Annotated in this window: 12 protein-coding genes; 7 read left to right on the top strand and 5 right to left on the bottom strand. The window is 70.2% G+C overall.

What is annotated here, in order from left to right:
• Positions 1–197 precede the first annotated feature (197 nt).
• The gene (gene ileS, locus IE272_RS01455; protein ID WP_190006085.1) at positions 198–3,341 is read right to left on the bottom strand and encodes an isoleucine--tRNA ligase; all 3,144 of its coding nucleotides are present in this window, start codon (positions 3,339–3,341) and stop codon (positions 198–200) included.
• Positions 3,342–3,904: 563 nt separating this feature from the next.
• On the opposite strand from ileS, the gene IE272_RS01450 reads away from it, so the two are divergent.
• The 5 genes from IE272_RS01450 to IE272_RS01430 all read left to right on the top strand — a co-directional run bounded on the left by IE272_RS01450 (position 3,905) and on the right by IE272_RS01430 (position 8,508).
• The gene (locus IE272_RS01450; RefSeq protein WP_190006084.1) at positions 3,905–4,696 is read left to right on the top strand and encodes a TraR/DksA family transcriptional regulator; all 792 of its coding nucleotides are present in this window, start codon (positions 3,905–3,907) and stop codon (positions 4,694–4,696) included.
• A gap of 58 nt (positions 4,697–4,754) precedes the next feature.
• Positions 4,755–5,345, top strand: a complete 591-nt coding sequence (gene lspA, locus IE272_RS01445; protein ID WP_047176166.1) for a signal peptidase II — start codon at positions 4,755–4,757, stop codon at positions 5,343–5,345.
• A 43-nt stretch (positions 5,346–5,388) separates the two neighbouring features.
• On the top strand, positions 5,389–6,330 hold the full coding sequence (locus tag IE272_RS01440; protein ID WP_007456101.1) for an RluA family pseudouridine synthase: 942 nt from the start codon (positions 5,389–5,391) through the stop codon (positions 6,328–6,330).
• On the top strand, positions 6,327–6,812 hold the full coding sequence (locus IE272_RS01435; protein ID WP_190006083.1) for a GNAT family N-acetyltransferase: 486 nt from the start codon (positions 6,327–6,329) through the stop codon (positions 6,810–6,812). The genes IE272_RS01440 and IE272_RS01435 overlap by 4 nt, the downstream gene beginning before the upstream one ends.
• A 109-nt stretch (positions 6,813–6,921) precedes the next feature.
• Complete coding sequence (locus tag IE272_RS01430; RefSeq protein WP_050358065.1) at positions 6,922–8,508, top strand: Na+/H+ antiporter; 1,587 nt, start codon at positions 6,922–6,924, stop codon at positions 8,506–8,508.
• 18 nt (positions 8,509–8,526) lie between these two features.
• Here the strand turns inward: IE272_RS01430 and IE272_RS01425 are convergent, their stop codons facing one another.
• The gene (locus IE272_RS01425; protein ID WP_056706404.1) at positions 8,527–9,675 is read right to left on the bottom strand and encodes a mechanosensitive ion channel family protein; all 1,149 of its coding nucleotides are present in this window, start codon (positions 9,673–9,675) and stop codon (positions 8,527–8,529) included.
• Between the two features lie 49 nt (positions 9,676–9,724).
• Here IE272_RS01425 and IE272_RS01420 point away from each other — a divergent pair, with 49 nt between their 5' ends.
• Positions 9,725–10,303: a dienelactone hydrolase family protein gene (locus IE272_RS01420; protein ID WP_007456110.1), complete on the top strand. Its 579-nt coding sequence runs from the start codon at positions 9,725–9,727 to the stop codon at positions 10,301–10,303.
• 94 nt (positions 10,304–10,397) lie between these two features.
• Here the strand turns inward: IE272_RS01420 and IE272_RS01415 are convergent, their stop codons facing one another.
• The 3 genes from IE272_RS01415 to IE272_RS01405 all read right to left on the bottom strand — a co-directional run bounded on the left by IE272_RS01415 (position 10,398) and on the right by IE272_RS01405 (position 13,416).
• The gene (locus IE272_RS01415; protein WP_050358067.1) at positions 10,398–11,213 is read right to left on the bottom strand and encodes a DsbA family protein; all 816 of its coding nucleotides are present in this window, start codon (positions 11,211–11,213) and stop codon (positions 10,398–10,400) included.
• Between the two features lie 63 nt (positions 11,214–11,276).
• Positions 11,277–12,002 (bottom strand): hypothetical protein, encoded by a 726-nt coding sequence (locus IE272_RS01410; RefSeq protein ID WP_056706402.1) that lies wholly within the window; start codon positions 12,000–12,002, stop codon positions 11,277–11,279.
• An 88-nt stretch (positions 12,003–12,090) separates the two neighbouring features.
• A complete protein-coding gene (locus tag IE272_RS01405; RefSeq protein ID WP_050358069.1) occupies positions 12,091–13,416 on the bottom strand; it encodes a DUF2252 domain-containing protein in 1,326 nt (441 codons plus the stop codon).
• A gap of 213 nt (positions 13,417–13,629) precedes the next feature.
• Here IE272_RS01405 and dnaE point away from each other — a divergent pair, with 213 nt between their 5' ends.
• A complete protein-coding gene (dnaE, locus tag IE272_RS01400) occupies positions 13,630–17,166 on the top strand; it encodes a DNA polymerase III subunit alpha (RefSeq protein ID WP_050358070.1) in 3,537 nt (1,178 codons plus the stop codon).
• Positions 17,167–17,170 lie beyond the last annotated feature (4 nt).

Raw genomic sequence — 17,170 nt, 5'->3', positions numbered from 1 at the left:
GCCCCGGACCCCGCTCTTCAAGCGCCGGAGGGGCTGAGGGTAGGACTCCGCCCCGGACCCCGCTCCTCAATCGCCGGAGGGGCTATAGGTAGCCTCGCCGGCGATTGAGGCGCGGGGGTTCGGGGGCGGAGCCCCTGAGGGGGTACGCCGAAGGGCCCGGCCGGAAACTTCCCGGCCGGGCCCTGTGGGTGTGCGGGCTACTGCTTGCGCAGGCGGAACGACAGGGCCAGGCCCTCGTCCTCGAACACCTCGCCGTAGCTCTCGTCCGCCTCGCCCTCCGCGTAGTCCAGGGCGAGCACCTCCTCGGAGATCAGCGGCGTGTGCTCGGTGAGGGCCTCCACCGTTGCCGGGGACGTCGAGGTCCAGCGGACGGCGATGCGGTCCGCGACGTCCAGGCCGCTGTTCTTGCGGGCCTCCTGGATCAGGCGGATCGCGTCACGGGCCAGGCCCGCGCGGCGCAGTTCCGGGGTGATCTCCAGGTCCAGGGCGACGGTCGCGCCCGAGTCGGATGCGACCGACCAGCCCTCGCGCGGGGTCTCCGTGATGATGACCTCGTCGGGGGAGAGGGTGATCTGCTCGCCGTCGACCTCCAGCGATGCCGTGCCCTCGCGCAGGGCCAGGGACAGGGCCGCAGCGTCCGTGTCCGCCACCGCCTTGGCCACCGCCTGGACGCCCTTGCCGAACCGCTTGCCCAGGGCGCGGAAGTTGGCCTTCGCCGTCGTGTCGACCAGGGAGCCGCCCACCTCCGAGAGCGAGGCCAGCGACGTGACGTTCAGCTCCTCCGTGATCTGGGCGCGCAGCTCGGGGGAGAGCGCCTCGAAGCCCGTCGCCGCCATCAGCGCGCGGGACAGCGGCTGACGGGTCTTCACACCCGACTCGGCACGCGTGGCCCGGCCCAGCTCCACCAGGCGGCGCACCAGCGCCATCTGGGAGGAGAGCGTCGGGTCGATCGCCGTCAGGTCCGGCTTCGGCCAGGAGGACAGGTGGACCGACTCCGGGGCGTCCGGGGTCACCGGCGCGACCATGTCCTGCCAGACCCGCTCCGTGATGAACGGGACCAGCGGGGCCATCAGCCGGGTCACCGTCTCGACGACCTCGTGCAGCGTGCGCAGCGCCGCCTTGTCGCCCTGCCAGAAGCGGCGGCGCGAGCGGCGTACGTACCAGTTGGAGAGGTCGTCCACGAACGCCGAGAGCAGCTTGCCGGCGCGCTGGGTGTCGTAGCCCTCCATCGCCACGGTCATCTGGTCGACCAGCGCGTTCAGTTCGCTCAGCAGCCAGCGGTCCAGGACCGTGCGGTCCGCCGGAGCCGGGTCGGCCGCCGACGGGGCCCAGCCCGACGTGCGCGCGTACAGGGCCTGGAAGGCGACCGTGTTCCAGTAGGTGAGGAGCGTCTTGCGGACGACCTCCTGGATCGTGCCGTGGCCCACGCGCCGTGCCGCCCACGGGGAGCCGCCCGCCGCCATGAACCACCGCACCGCGTCCGCCCCGTGCTGGTCCATCAGCGGGATCGGCTGGAGGATGTTCCCCAGGTGCTTGGACATCTTGCGGCCGTCCTCGGCGAGGATGTGGCCCAGGCAGACGACGTTCTCGTAACTCGACTTGTCGAAGACCAGGGTGCCTACCGCCATCAGCGTGTAGAACCAGCCGCGGGTCTGGTCGATGGCCTCCGAGATGAACTGCGCCGGGTAGCGGCTCTCGAAGACTTCCTTGTTCTTGTACGGGTAGCCCCACTGCGCGAACGGCATCGAACCCGAGTCGTACCAGGCGTCGATGACCTCCGGGACGCGGTACGCCTCCAGCTGGCAGTTCTCGTGCGTGCAGGTGAAGGTGATCTCGTCGATGAAGGGGCGGTGCGGGTCCAGCCTCGACTGGTCGGTGCCCGTGAGCTCCGTCAGTTCCGCGCGTGAGCCCACGCACGTCAGGTGGTTGTCCTCGCAGCGCCAGATCGGCAGCGGCGTGCCCCAGTAGCGGTTACGGGAGAGCGCCCAGTCGACGTTGTTGTTGAGCCAGTCGCCGAAGCGGCCGTTCTTGACCGAGTCCGGGAACCAGTTGGTCTTCTCGTTCTCCTGGAGGAGCCGGTCCTTGATCGCCGTCGTGCGGATGTACCAGGACGGCTGCGCGTAGTAGAGCAGCGCCGTGTGGCAGCGCCAGCAGTGCGGGTAGCTGTGCTCGTACGGGACGTGGCGGAAGAGCTTGCCCCGCGCGTCCAGGTCGGCGGTGAGCGCCTCGTCGGCCTTCTTGAAGAAGACGCCGCCGACCAGCGGGAGACCTTCCTCGAACGTGCCGTCGGGGCGGACCGGGTTGACCACCGGCAGGCCGTAGGAGCGGCAGACCACGAGGTCGTCGGCGCCGAAGGCGGGCGACTGGTGGACCAGACCCGTACCGTCCTCGGTCGTGACGTATTCGGCGTTGACCACGTAGTGCGCTTCGGCCGGGAAGTCGACCAGGGTGAAGGGGCGCTCGTAGCTCCAGCGCTCCATCTCGGCGCCTGTGAACGACTGGCCGGTGGCCTCCCAGCCCTCGCCCAGCGCCTTCTCCAGCAGCGGCTCGGCGACGACGAGCTTCTCCTCGCCGTTCGTCGCGACGACGTAGCGGACCTCGGGGTGGGCGGCGACCGCCGTGTTGGAGACCAGGGTCCAGGGGGTGGTCGTCCAGACCAGGAGGGCCGCCTCGCCGGCCAGCGGGCCGGAGGTGAGCGGGAAGCGGACGAAGACCGAGGGGTCGACGACCGTCTCGTAGCCCTGGGCCAGCTCGTGGTCGGACAGGCCGGTGCCGCAGCGCGGGCACCAGGGGGCGACGCGATGGTCCTGGACCAGCAGGTCCTTGTTGAAGATCTCCTTCAGCGACCACCACACGGAGTCCACGTACTCCGGGTCCATCGTGCGGTACGCGTCGTCCAGGTCGACCCAGTAGCCCATGCGGGTCGTCAGCTCGGCGAACGCGTCGGTGTGCCGGGTCACCGACTCACGGCACTTGGCGTTGAACTCGGCGATGCCGAACGCCTCGATGTCCTTCTTGCCGTTGAAGCCCAGCTCCTTCTCGACCGCGAGCTCGACCGGCAGGCCGTGGCAGTCCCAGCCGGCCTTGCGGCCGACGTGGTAGCCCTGCATCGTGCGGAAGCGGGGGAAGACGTCCTTGAAGACGCGGGCCTCGATGTGGTGGGCGCCCGGCATGCCGTTGGCGGTGGGCGGGCCCTCGTAGAAGACCCACTCGGGGCGGCCCTCGGACTGGTCGAGGCTCTTGGCGAAGACCTTGCTCTCGCGCCAGAAGTCGAGCACGGCGTGCTCGAGCGCGGGCAGGTCGACCTGGGCGGGTACCTGGCGGTACTGCGGCGATGTCATGTGCGGCTTCCTCCGGCGGACGTCTTCCACTTCCGTCGGAGGGACGAGAGCGTCTCGGCTCCCGCGGTACCACCCTCCTTGGCCCGGGGCACAGGCCCGAGGCCCCCTCATTGGGGTCGCGATGCCGAGTCTAGTTGCCTTGCGCCGGTGGGCGGAGCCCCCTGCTCAAAGCGTTCTTCCGGCGGCTCCGGGGTGATCTTCACGACGCGCTCGCCCCCGGGCTCCCACCGTCCCCGGGTCGCTACTGGCTGCGTACGGCGCTACTCGTCCCATCCAAGCCTCTCGCTGGGCCCAGTGTACGGGCCCGTACGGGCGACGGCCGACCGGTTATCGGCGGCGCGCGGGCGTGACCCGAGTGGCGGGACGGGGTAGAAGGACTTCCCGGCGGGGCCCGGGGGCCGGATTACCGGACGGGGAGCTGGGAACAACGGAGGCAGGCGCGCCACGACCGGATACGGGGGAGGGCGAGAAGGCGGCGTGCCCCGTTGCCGCGGGGCTGGAGTCGATTTATCGTCCCAGCACGATTCGCGAGCAAGATCACAATATGTGAAGGGGCCGCGGCCATGGTGGCGAAGAAGACGGCGGAAGAGACCGCGGCCGAGCACGACGGCGCTCACGAGTCACCGGCCGAGCAGGCGCCCTCGACCGCGAAGGGGACGGCGAAGAAGGCCGCCGCCAGGAAGACGGCGGCCAAGAAGGCGACGGCGAAGAAGGCCGCCGCCAAGAAGACAGCTGCGCAGCAGGCGGCGGTCGGCGAGAAGCCCGCCGCCAAGAAGAGCACCGCCAAGAAGAGCGCGGCAAAGAAGGCGTCGAAAAAGGCCGCAGCGACGGCCACGGAGGCGGCCCGGGCCGCCGAGCAGACGGGAGCCCACACGGTGGTAGCCAAGAAGAGCGCGAGTCGTCACGCAGCAGGCGCACAGGCCACGGCCCCCGTGCCGCCGGCCCGCGCCGCCGCCCCCGACGAGCTGGCCGTCCGGCCCGGGGAGGACCCCTGGACGCCCGAGGAGGTCACCGAGGCGCGCACCCTGCTGACGAGCGAGACGCTGCGGCTCCGCAGCGAACTGGAGGCCTCCGGCGCGGCGCTCGCCGGGCTGATGCGGGACTCCGGCGACGGCGCGGGGGACGACGAGGCCGACACCGGCACCAAGAACATCACCCGCGAGCACGAGCTGTCGCTGGCCGCCAACGCCCAGGAGATGCTGGAGCAGACCGAGCGGGCGCTCGCCCGGCTGGAGGCGGGGACGTACGGGCTCTGCGAGGTCTGCGGGAAACCGATCGGCAAGGCGCGCATGCAGGCCTTCCCCCGGGCCACCCTGTGCGTCGAGGACAAGCAGAAGCAGGAGCGGCGCGGCTGATCCGCACAGGTGTGTCGTACCCTCATCCTCAGGCAGGCACCTAGGTTGAGGGACTCACGTGGCAGAGGCGGAGCGCATCATCGGTACGCCGGACATTCCCGATGCCGAGGGCACGGACGAAGGCGGCAGTACGGCCGCCGACGCGGCCGTGAACGCGGGCCGGGGCAAGCGGAAGGTCCTCGTTCTCTTGAGCGTGGCCGTCGTGGCCTATCTGCTGGACCTGGCCACCAAGATGATCGTGGTCGCGAAGCTGGAGCACCAGCCGCCGATCGACATCGTCGGCGACTGGCTCCAGTTCCGTGCGATCCGGAACGCGGGCGCCGCGTTCGGGATCGGCGAGGCGTTCACGGTGATCTTCACCATCATCGCCTCCGGAGTGATCGTGGTGATCATCCGGCTGGCCCGCAAGCTCTACAGCCTGCCGTGGGCCATCGCCCTGGGCCTCCTCCTGGGCGGTGCGCTCGGCAACCTCACCGACCGGCTCTTCCGGGCGCCCGGCGCGTTCGAGGGCGCGGTGGTGGACTTCATCGCCCCCAAGAACTTCGCCGTCTTCAACCTCGCCGACTCCGCCATCGTGTGCGGCGGCATCCTCATCGTGATCCTCTCCTTCAAGGGCCTGGACCCCGACGGGACCGTGCACAAGGACTAGGCGTCCGGCGCGGGGAGCGGCGGGGGCAAGGCATACTCGACAGGTGAGTACGCACCCCGAGATCCGCACCCTGCCCGTACCGGACGGCCTGGAGGGCGAGCGCGTCGACGCCGCCATCTCCCGGATGTTCGGTTTCTCCCGCACCAAGGCCGCCGAGCTGGCCGCAGCCGGGAAGGTCCAGGTGGACGGTTCGGTGGCCGGTAAGTCCGAGCGGGTCCACGGGGGCGCCTGGCTGGAAGTGGAGATGCCGCAGGCGGCCGCTCCCGTCCAGATCGTCGCCGAGCCCGTCGAAGGCATGGAGATCGTCCATGACGACGACGACATCGTCGTCATCATGAAGCCGGTCGGCGTCGCCGCCCACCCCAGCCCCGGCTGGACCGGCACCACCGTCATCGGCGGCCTCGCCGCCGCCGGCTACCGGATCTCGACGTCCGGCGCCGCCGAGCGCCAGGGCATCGTGCACCGCCTCGACGTCGGCACCTCCGGCCTGATGGTCGTCGCCAAGTCCGAGCGCGCCTACACCCTGCTCAAGGCCCAGTTCCGCGACCGGATCGTCGACAAGAAGTACCACGCGCTCGTCCAGGGCCACCCGGACCCGATGAGCGGCACCATCGACGCCCCCATCGGGCGCCACCCCAACCACGACTACAAGTGGGCGGTCACCGCGGAGGGCAAGCCGTCGGTGACCCACTACGACCTGATCGAGGCCTACCGCGCCGCCAGCCTCCTCGACATCAAGCTGGAGACCGGCCGTACCCACCAGATCCGGGTCCACATGTCCGCCCACCGCCACCCCTGCGTCGGCGACCTGACGTACGGCGCGGACCCGACCCTGGCCAAGCGCCTCGGGCTGACCCGGCAGTGGCTGCACGCCGTGCGCCTGGGCTTCGAGCACCCGAGCGACGGCAGCTGGGTGGAGTTCTCCAGCACCTACCCGGCCGACCTCCAGCACGCGCTGGACACCATCTCCGCGGAGAGTCAGTGACCTCCGCCCCCTCCCCGTACAGCACCCGCAGGGCCGTCGAGGAGAGCGACCTCCAAGCCTGCTTCCAGGTGCGCAAGGAGGTCTTCGTCGGCGAGCAGAACGTGCCCGAGGAGCTGGAGTACGACGCCCACGACGCGACCGCAGTGCATGTCCTGGCCGTCACGGCGGACGGCGCCGCGCTCGGCACGGGCCGGCTGCTGCACGGCGCGGACGCGGCCGGGAAGACCGGCGGCGACCCCGCCGTCGGCTCGCTGGGACGGCTCGCCGTGAACCGGGAGGCCCGCGGCCTCGGGGTCGGCGCGGCCCTCGTTCGGGCCATCGAGGACGAGGCGCGGGCGCTGGGTCTGGCCGCCGTCGACCTGCACGCCCAGACCCACGCCCTCGGCTTCTACGAGCGGCTCGGATACGTCGCGTACGGCCCCGAGTTCCCCGACGCGGGCATGCCGCACCGGGCGATGCGGCGGGAGATCCACCCGGCCTGAGCGCCGGTAGCGGGGGGTATCAGCCGAATCGCGCACCCCGCGTGGCAGGGTGGGAGCCCTGTTCGGCCGCTCGTGGTGTGCCGGACCCGCATGCTCCGGAAGGCACCTCGTGGAACAGATGTCCCTGCTGCTCCTGCTGCTGCTCGGAGCCGTGGTCACGGTGCCGCTCGGCGACCGGCTGGGGCTGCCCGCGCCGGTCCTGATGACCCTCATCGGCATCGCGATGGCGTTCATGCCGTTCGTGCCGAACGTCGACATCCCGCCGGAGATCATCCTCCCCGCACTGCTTCCGCCGCTGCTCTACGCCACCGTGCAGCGCACCTCCTGGCGGCAGTTCGCCGCCAACAGACGCCCGATCTTCCTGCTGGCCGTGGCCCTCGTCTTCGTCACCACCGCCGCCGTCGCCGCGGTCGCCAACTCGATCGTGCCGGGGCTGCCCATCGCCGCCGCCGTCGCCCTCGGCGCGCTCGTCGCCCCGCCCGACCCGGTCGCGGCGACGGCCGTGGCGGGCTCCGTGGGACTGCCGCGCCGGCTGGTGTCGATCCTGGAGGGCGAGGGGCTCTTCAACGACGTGACCGCCATCGTGCTCTACCACGTGGCCATCGCCGCCGCCGTCAGCGGCACCTTCTCGCTCCCCGAGGCCTTCGGGCTGCTGGCACTCTCCGCCGTCGTCGCGGTCGCCGTCGGCCTCGCGCTCGGCTGGCTCACCATCAAGCTGATGAACCTGCTGGGCGACGCCACCCTCCAGGTCGGGCTGACCCTGCTGGTGCCGTTCGTCGCCTACGTCCTCGCGGAGGAGCTGATGGGCTCCGGCGTGCTGGCCGTCCTGACCGTCGCGCTGTTCCTCGCCGAGCACACCGCCGACGCCGACGACGTGCTGGGCCGGCTCACCGGACGTACCTTCTGGGACATCGTCGACACCCTGGTCACCGGCGTCGCCTTCGGACTCATCGGCCTGGAGCTGCACAGCGTGTTCGGCACCGCCGACGGGCACGCCCTGGAGATGGTGGGCTGGGGGCTCGCGATCGTCGCGGTCGTCGTCGGCGTACGGCTGCTGTGGCTGCTGCCCGCGACCTGGCTGGCCAAGCGGCTCCACACCCGCCGCGACGTCAGCGAGGAGATCCCCACCAGCTGGCGGGAGACCGTCGTGATGTGGTGGGCCGGGATGCGCGGGGTGGCCTCGGTCGCCCTGGCGCTGGCGATCCCGCTGGAGACGGACGACGGGCAGCCCTTTCCCGGGCGCGACGAGATCATCTTCATCGCGTTCGCCGTGATCATGGCCACTCTGGTCTTCCAGGGGCTCACCCTGCCCTGGCTGGTGCGCAAGCTGAGGGTCCGAGCCGACACCGACGCCGAAGAGGCGCTGGAGCGGGACCTCGCCGTCCGGGCCGCCAAGGCCGCCAAGTACCGCCTCAAGGAGATCCAGGAGGTCGAGGAGTTCCCCGAGGAGGTCGTGGAGCGGCTCCAGCGCGCCGCGTACGACATCGGCGCCCGGATCAGCCCGGACATGGTCGACGAGGAGCGGCGCGAGGCCTACGCCCGGCGCGCGGAGCGCTTCAAGGCGATCAGCCGCGTCCAGCGCGAGATGATGTCGGCCGCCCGCCACGAGGTGCTCTCCGCGCGCAGCGAGCCCGGCTCCGACCCGGAGGTCGTGGACCGGGTGCTGCGCTATCTGGACTTCCGCTCACTGCGCTGAGGACCCTCGCGGGCAGCCTCAGCCCCGGCCCGTGCGCGGGGCCTTGGAGTCGTCCCGGTCGGCGGGCACCGCCTTCTCGCGGCCGGCCCGGGGCCCGGCGTCCGTCAGCTCCGCCCACTGCTCGCCCGGCGGCAGCACGGCGGGGGAGGTGGCGACCCGCGGGAGCGCGTACGGGTGGTGGTCGCGCAGCCAGCCGATCAGCTGCTCGCGCACCGCGCAGCGCGCCGTCCAGATGTCGTCCGCGTCCTTCGCCGTGACCACCGCCCGCACCTCGATCGTGGTCGGCGTGGTGTCGGTGACCGCCAGCGACCAGTCCCGGCCGTCCCAGGCGGCGATGTCCCCGAGGAGCTCCCGCAGCTTCGTCCGCATCGCCGCGACGGGAGCGGAGTGGTCGAGGTGGAAGTAGACCGTGCCGGTCATCTGCACCCCGCCGCGCGACCAGTTCTCGAACGGCTGGCTGGTGAAGTACGAGACCGGCATCGTGATCCGCCGGTCGTCCCAGGTCCGTACCGCCAGGAACGTCAGGGTGATCTCGTCGATCGTGCCCCACTCGCCGTCCACCACCACGGTGTCGCCGAGCCGCACCATGTCGCCGAACGCGATCTGGAATCCGGCGAAGAGGTTGCCGAGCGTCGACTGGGCGGCGACACCCGCGACGATGCCGAGCAGACCGGCCGAGGCGAGCATCGACGTGCCGACCGCCCGCATCGGCGGGAAGGTCAGCAGCATCGCCGCGATGGCGACCACCGTCACCACCGCGATGACCACCCGCTGGATCAGCGTCACCTGCGTACGGACCCGGCGGACCCGGGCCGGGTCGCGGCCGGCCGTCGCGTAGCGGGCGTACGTGGCCTCCACGACCGTCACCGCGATCCGTACCACCAGCCAGGCGGACGCGCCGATCAGCACCAGGGTCAGCACCTGGCCGATCCCCGCCCGGTGGTCCCAGACCCAGGAGACGCCCATCTGGCGGTAGCTGCCGCGCAGCAGCGCCGTGATGATCACCACCTGGAGCGGAGGCCGGCAGCGCCGCAACAGCCCCCACAGCGGAGTCTCGTGGTGACGGCTGTCGGCCCGCCGCAGCAGCAGGTCGACCAGCCAGCCGACCAGCAGGGTGATCACCACGGAACCGCCGATGACGATCAGCGGGCGCAGCACGCTCTCCATTCCCTCGTCCTCCAAGCTGTAGGGCGGCCCCCGGGGCACAAATGGCACCATGGGCCTCATGAACATCATGCTTTTCCACTCGACGTACGGGCTCAGGCCCGCCGTGCACGCCGCGGCCGCGCGCCTCAGGGACGCCGGCCACGAGGTGCGCGTGCCCGATCTGTTCGAGGGGCACACCTTTGACACGGTGGAAGAGGGCATGGCCTACAAGGAGGAGATCGGCAAGGAGGAGCTGCTGAAGCGCGCCGTGCTGTCCGCCGCGCCCTACTCCGACCAGGGGCTCGTCTACGCCGGCTTCTCCCTCGGGGCGGCGACCGCGCAGACCCTGGCGCTCGGCGACGCGAAGGCCCGAGGGCTGCTGTTGTTCCACGGCACCTCGGACATCGCCGAGAACGCCTCGGTGGACGAGCTCCCCGTCCAGCTGCACGTCGCGGACCCGGACCCCTTCGAGTCCCACGACTGGCTGAACAGCTGGTACCTCCAGATGCAGCGGACCGGCGCGGACGTCGAGGTCTACCGCTACCCGGGGGCCGGGCACCTGTTCACCGACCCCGATCTCCACGACTACGACCAGGCGGCCGCCGAGCAGACCTGGAAGGTCGCGCTCGGCTTCCTGGCCACTCTGTAGGAACGCGCGACGCCCGGCGCGGAAACGCGCGACACCCGGCGCACCGGGCGGTCGGCCCGCCTGGTGCGCCGGGTGTCACGGAAGACGAACGGCGTTACGCCTTGAGCGCCTTGTCGATGGCCTTCGTGAACTCGTCGGCCGTCATCGGGGCGTTCTCGCTGCCCTCGGCCGTGATCTTCTTGTCGTCCATCTTCAGCGTCGGCGTGCCCTGCACACCGCTCTTGTCGAACGACTTGGACATCTTCATGGCCCAGGCGTCGTAGGTGCCGTCCTCGACGTCCTTCTGGAAGTCCTTGTTCCCCTTCAGCGCGTCGACCGAGTCCGCGACCTCGATGAGGAAGCTGTCCTTGGCGAACTTGTCGTCGCTCTCCTCGGGGTGGAACTTCGCCGAGTACAGCGCGGCCTTGTACTCCATGAACGCCTCGGGGCTCACGTCCAGCGCCGCGCCGAGCGCGCTCAGGGCGTTCTTGGAGCCCTCGCCGTTGTCGGTGTTGTCGATGAAGGTCGCGCCGACGTACTTGACCTTGTACTTGCCGGCCTCGACGTCCTTCGAGACGGTCTCGCCGACGCCCTGCTCGAACGTGGCGCAGACCGGGCAGCGCGAGTCCTCGTACAGCTCCAGGGTCTTCTTCGCGCTCGACTCGCCGATCACCACGGTGGTGCCGTCGTCGCCCGAGGTGTTCTTCGGCGCGGTGACGTTCTTCGCGTCCGCGGCCGCCTCCCAGGCGTCCGGCTTGTTCAGCTGCATCACGCCGTAGCTGATGCCGCCGACGACGGCGAGGGCCGCGACGACCGAGACGGCCACGACGAGCTGCTTGCGGGTCTTGTCCTTCTTGGCCTGGGCCTCGCGCTCGGCGCGCAGCCGCTCGCGGGCCGCTGCCTTGTTCGCCTGGGTGTTGCGCTTGCTCATGATCGTTCTCCGTGAGTACGTGTGTGGGGAGTGGGCGGCTGCCGTCGTCGCGTCGCCGTGCCCTCAGGCAGCGGCGTACGTCACGGGCGGCGGGCCTCGGCGCCCCACACAGTGCACGAGGAAACGGGCGGTCAGCGGCGGGTGCGGACGCCCGGCGGGCCGGGAGCGGCGGACCGCGGCCCGGGCGCCCGCGCGCACCACGGCGACCGCTACCAGCAGCGGCCGGAACGCCAGCAGGGCCGTCGCCCGCAGCAGCCCGGCCAGTGCCGCCTCACCGCGCCGCAGCCAGGCCGCGGCGAGCAGCCCGACCGCCACATGGGCGACGAGCAGCAGCCACGGCACGGCCGGCCCCGGCTGCGCCAGCAGCGCCGCCGCGCGGTCGCCCGCACCGGCCACATCCGCCAGCGGGGTGCCCACCGCGCCGACGCCCGCGATCCGGGCCCCGCCCGTGCCGACCTCGCCGCCGCACAGGACGTCGAAGCCCACCGCGCGGAGCGTGCCCGCGACCGGGCCGCCGGCCGCCCCGTAACAGAGGTGCTGGCCCGTCGTGAAGAGCGTGTCGGCGGCCAGCTCCAGCGGGACCAGCAGGCCCGCGATGGCCCCGAAGCCGCGCTCCCGGCCGGCCAGCGCGTACGCCACGGCGAAGACCGCGGCGGCGAGCAGCGCGACGGCGGCCAGCGGCAGCGGCACCCGGGAGAGCAGCACATGGGACGCCGTGGACAGGGTGACGACGAGCGCGGTGAAGACCGCCGCGCGCGCGACCCTGAGCTGCGTCCCTGAGATGTCCATCGCCGGAAAGTGTGTCATGGGCCGAGGTAAGCGGACCTTAAAAGAGGCTGAGAGTCCCCCCGGGGGGGGACCCTCAGCCCCTGGGGCCCTACAGCCCCGGGATCCGGCCGTTGCGGAAGAGGTCCACGAAGATCTGGTGGTCCGCGCGGGCCCTCGCCCCGTAGCTGTGGGCGAAGTCGACCAGCATCGGCGCGAAGCTCTCCTCGTCGGCCGCGATGGCCGCGTCGATCGCCCGCTCGGTGGAGAACGGCACCAGCGAGTGCCCGCTCTCGTCGTCGGCGGCCGAGTGCATCGTGGCCGTCGCCCGGCCCAGATCCGCGACGACCGCCGCGATCTCGTCCACCTCGTCTATGTCGGTCCAGTCGAGGTCGACCGCGTACGGCGAGACCTCGGCGACCAGCTGACCCGAGCCGTCCAGCTCGGTCCAGCCCAGCCACGGGTCCGCGTGCGCCTGCAGGGCGCGCTGCGAGATCACCGTGCGGTGACCCTCGTGCTGGAAGTACTCCCGCACGGCCGCGTCCGTGATGTGCCGGGAGACCGCCGGGGTCTGCGCCTGCTTGAGGTAGATCACCACATCGTTCTCCAGGGCGTCGCTGTTGCCCTCCAGAAGGATGTTGTACGAGGGCAGCCCCGCGGACCCGATGCCGATGCCCCGGCGGCCCACCACGTCCTTGACCCGGTAGGAGTCGGGGCGGGTCAGGCTCGACTCCGGCAGCGTCTCCAGATAGCCGTCGAACGCGGCCAGCACCTTGTAGCGCGTCGCGGCGTCCAGGTCGATCGAGCCGCCGCCGTCCGCGAACCGGCGCTCGAAGTCACGGATCACCGTCATCGAGTCCAGCAGCGAGAAACGGGTGCGCGACCGGGCGGCGCGCAGCGCGCCCAGCAGCGGGCCGTCCGCGGTGTCCAGCGTGAAGGGCGGCACCTCGTCGTTCTTCGCGCCCGTCGCCAGCGCGCGGATCCGCTCGCGGTAGGAGTCGGCGAAGATCGTCACCAGCTCGCTGATCTGCTCGTCGGCCAGCGCCTTCGCGTAACCGATCAGCGCCACGGAGGCGGCGAAGCGCTTCAGGTCCCAGGTGAAGGGGCCCACGTACGCCTCGTCGAAGTCGTTGACGTTGAAGACGAGGCGGCCGTTGGCGTCCATGTACGTGCCGAAATTCTCCGCGTGCAGATCGCCGTGGATCCACACCCGGCCGGTGCGCTCGTCCAGGAACGGGCCGCCGTGCCGCTCCCGCTCCAGATCGCCGTAGAACAGGCAGGCCGTGCCCCGGTAGAAGGCGAAGGCCGAGCCCGCCATCTTGCGGAACTTGACCCGGAAGGCGGCCGGATCGGCGGCCAGCAGCTCCCCGAAGGCGGTGTCGAAAACGGCGAGAATCTGCTCCCCGCGCCGCGCTGCGCCGGTCTGCGTTTCCGACATTTCTTGCTGCCTCCTGCTGTAGCGGCCTGTCTGGCCGAACCGTGGGCCCGCATGATCGAGCCATGACTGAGTGCATGACAAAACGGACACGTGTTCTGCCCTCTCCAACGCTCGGCGGAAGCCGGGAGTGCCCGTCGTTCGACTCCGTCACGTCGTAGACTTCCACGCTGTCCCCCCGTCCGTCATCGCCCGACATCCCGGAGGCCCGACGCCGTGACCAAGCCGCCCTTCACGCACCTGCACGTTCACACCCAGTACTCGCTGCTGGACGGTGCGGCGCGGCTCAAGGACATGTTCGAGGCCTGCAACGAGATGGGCATGTCGCACATCGCGATGACCGACCACGGCAACCTCCACGGCGCCTACGACTTCTTCCACTCGGCGACGAAGGCGGGCGTCACGCCGATCATCGGCATCGAGGCGTATGTCGCCCCGGAGTCGCGCAAACACAAGCGCAAGGTGCAGTGGGGACAGCCGCACCAGAAGCGCGACGATGTGTCCGGATCCGGTGGTTACACCCACAAGACGATCTGGGCCTCCAACAAGACCGGGCTGCACAACCTCTTCCGGCTCTCCTCCGACGCGTACGCCGAGGGCTGGCTCCAGAAGTGGCCCCGGATGGACAAGGAGACCATCTCCCAGTGGTCCGAAGGTCTCATCGCGTCCACCGGCTGCCCCTCGGGCGAGGTGCAGACCCGGCTGCGGCTCGGCCAGTTCGACGAGGCGGTCCAGGCGGCCTCCGACTACAAGGACATCTTCGGGGCGGACAAGTACTTCCTGGAGCTGATGGACCACGGCATCGAGATCGAGCGCCGGGTCCGTGACGGGCTGCTGGAGATCGGCAAGAAGCTCGACATCCCGCCGCTCGTGACGAACGACTCCCACTACACGTACGCCCACGAGGCCACCGCCCACGACGCCCTGCTCTGCATCCAGACCGGCAAGAACCTCTCGGACCCCGACCGCTTCCGCTTCGACGGCACGGGCTACTACCTCAAGACGACGGACGAGATGTACGCCGTCGACTCCTCCGACGCCTGGCAGCAGGGCTGCGCCAACACGCTCCTGGTCGCCCAGCAGATCGACACCACCGGCATGTTCGAGGCGAAGAACCTCATGCCGAAGTTCGAGATCCCGGACGGCTTCACGGAGATCACCTGGTTCCAGGAGGAGGTCCGGGTCGGCATGGGCCGCCGCTTCCCGAACGGCGTCCCCGACGACCGGCAGAAGCAGGTCGAGTACGAGATGGACATCATCATCCAGATGGGGTTCCCGGGGTACTTCCTGGTCGTCGCCGACTTCATCATGTGGGCCAAGAACAACGGCATCGCGGTGGGCCCCGGCCGTGGTTCCGCCGCCGGGTCGATCGTCTCGTACGCGATGGGCATCACCGACCTCGACCCGATCGAGCACGGGCTGATCTTCGAGCGGTTCCTCAACCCCGAGCGCGTCTCCATGCCCGACGTCGACATCGACTTCGACGAGCGCAGGCGCGTCGAGGTGATCCGGTACGTGACCGAGAAGTACGGCGCCGACAAGGTCGCCATGATCGGCACCTACGGCAAGATCAAGGCCAAGAACGCCATCAAGGACTCCGCCCGCGTCCTCGGCTACCCGTACGCGATGGGCGACCGGCTCACCAAGGCCATGCCCGCCGACGTCCTCGGCAAGGGCATCGACCTCAACGGCATCACCGACCCCAAGCACCCGCGCTACAGCGAGGCGGGCGAGATCCGGGGGATGTACGAGAGCGAACCGGACGTCAAGAAGGTCATCGACACGGCCAAGGGCGTCGAGGGCCTGGTACGGCAGATGGGCGTGCACGCCGCAGGCGTCATCATGTCCAGCGAGCCGATCGTCGACCACGCCCCCGTCTGGGTCCGGCACACCGACGGCGTCACCATCACGCAGTGGGACTACCCGCAGTGCGAGTCGCTCGGCCTGCTGAAGATGGACTTCCTCGGCCTGCGCAACCTGACGATCATGGACGACGCCATCAAGATGGTGAAGTCCAACAAGGGCGTCGACCTGGAGATGCTCTCCCTCCCGCTGGACGACCCCAAGACGTACGAACTGCTCTGCCGCGGCGACACGCTCGGCGTCTTCCAGTTCGACGGCGGGCCGATGCGCTCCCTGCTGCGCCAGATGCAGCCCGACAACTTCGAGGACATCTCCGCCGTCTCGGCCCTCTACCGGCCGGGCCCGATGGGCATGAACTCGCACACGAACTACGCGGAGCGCAAGAACGGCCGCCAGGAGATCACCCCGATCCACCCGGAGCTGGAGGAGCCCCTCAAGGAGGTCCTCGGCCTCACCTACGGCCTGATCGTCTACCAGGAGCAGGTCCAGAAGGCCGCCCAGATCGTCGCCGGGTACTCCCTGGGCGAGGCCGACATCCTGCGCCGCGTGATGGGCAAGAAGAAGCCCGAGGAGCTGGCGAAGAACTTCGTCCTCTTCGAGGCCGGCGCCAAGAAGAACGGCTTCTCCGACGCCGCGATCAAGGCGCTGTGGGACGTGCTGGTCCCGTTCGCCGGGTACGCCTTCAACAAGGCGCACTCCTCCGCGTACGGGCTGGTCACCTACTGGACCGGCTACCTCAAGGCGAACTACCCCGCCGAGTACATGGCCGCGCTGCTGACCTCGGTCAAGGACGACAAGGACAAGTCCGCGGTCTACCTCAACGAGTGCCGCCGCATGGGCATCAAGGTGCTCCCGCCCAACGTCAACGAGTCGCTGTCCAACTTCGCCGCCCAGGGCGACGACGTGATCCTCTTCGGCCTGACCGCCATCCGCAACGTCGGCCAGAACGTCGTCGACTCGATCATCCGGTCCCGCAAGGCGAAGGGGAAGTACAGCACCTTCCCCGACTTCCTGGACAAGGTCGAGGCGGTCGTCTGCAACAAGCGCACCGTGGAATCGCTCATCAAGGCCGGCGCGTTCGACGAGATGGGCCACACCCGCAAGGGCCTCGTCGCCCACCACGAGCCGATGATCGACAACGTGGTGCAGGTCAAGCGCAAGGAGGCCGAGGGGCAGTTCGACCTCTTCGGGGGCGGCGAGGAGGAGAGCGGCGAGCCGGGCTTCGGGCTCGACGTGGAGTTCTCCGACATCGAGTGGGAGAAGGCCTACCTGCTCGCCCAGGAGCGGGAGATGCTCGGCCTGTACGTCTCCGACCACCCGCTGTTCGGCCTGGAGCACGTGCTGTCCGACAAGGCCGACTCCTCGATCTCCCAGCTCATGGGCGGGGACTACGGCGACGGCGCCATCGTCACCGTCGGCGGCATCATCTCCGGCCTCCAGCGCAAGATGACCAAGCAGGGCAACGCCTGGGCCATCGCCACCGTGGAGGACCTGGCGGGCTCCATCGAGTGCATGTTCTTCCCCGCCACCTACCAGCTGGTCTCCACCCAGCTCGTCGAGGACACCGTCGTCTTCGTGAAGGGACGCCTGGACAAGCGCGAGGACGTGCCCCGGCTGGTCGCCATGGAGATGCAGGTCCCCGACATCTCCAACGCCGGGACCAACGCGCCCGTCGTCCTCACCATCCCCACCGTGAAGATCACCCCGCCCATGGTCACCCGGCTCGGCGAGGTGCTCAGCCACCACCGGGGCGACACCGAGGTGCGCATCAAGCTCCAGGGCCCCCGCAAGACCACGGTGCTCCGGCTCGACCGGCACCGGGTGAAGGCCGATTCGGCGCTCTTCGGCGACCTGAAGGTGCTGCTCGGCCCGGCCTGCCTGGCCGGCTGAGCAC

It is taken from the genome of Streptomyces anulatus (genome assembly GCF_014650675.1).
GTDB classification, from domain to species: Bacteria; Actinomycetota; Actinomycetes; order Streptomycetales; family Streptomycetaceae; genus Streptomyces; species Streptomyces anulatus.
Note: the sequence above shows the minus strand (reverse complement) of the source record. Positions and strands in the feature narration are given on the sequence as shown.

Coding starts and splice junctions, on each gene's coding strand:
- IE272_RS01405 (WP_050358069.1), bottom strand. CDS start 13,416: ATGTCGGAAACGCAGACCGGCGCAGCGCGGCGCGGGGAGCAGATTCTC.
- IE272_RS01450 (WP_190006084.1), top strand. CDS start 3,905: ATGGTGGCGAAGAAGACGGCGGAAGAGACCGCGGCCGAGCACGACGGC.
- IE272_RS01415 (WP_050358067.1), bottom strand. CDS start 11,213: ATGAGCAAGCGCAACACCCAGGCGAACAAGGCAGCGGCCCGCGAGCGG.
- IE272_RS01410 (WP_056706402.1), bottom strand. CDS start 12,002: ATGGACATCTCAGGGACGCAGCTCAGGGTCGCGCGCGCGGCGGTCTTC.
- ileS (WP_190006085.1), bottom strand. CDS start 3,341: ATGACATCGCCGCAGTACCGCCAGGTACCCGCCCAGGTCGACCTGCCC.
- IE272_RS01420 (WP_007456110.1), top strand. CDS start 9,725: ATGGGCCTCATGAACATCATGCTTTTCCACTCGACGTACGGGCTCAGG.
- IE272_RS01425 (WP_056706404.1), bottom strand. CDS start 9,675: ATGGAGAGCGTGCTGCGCCCGCTGATCGTCATCGGCGGTTCCGTGGTG.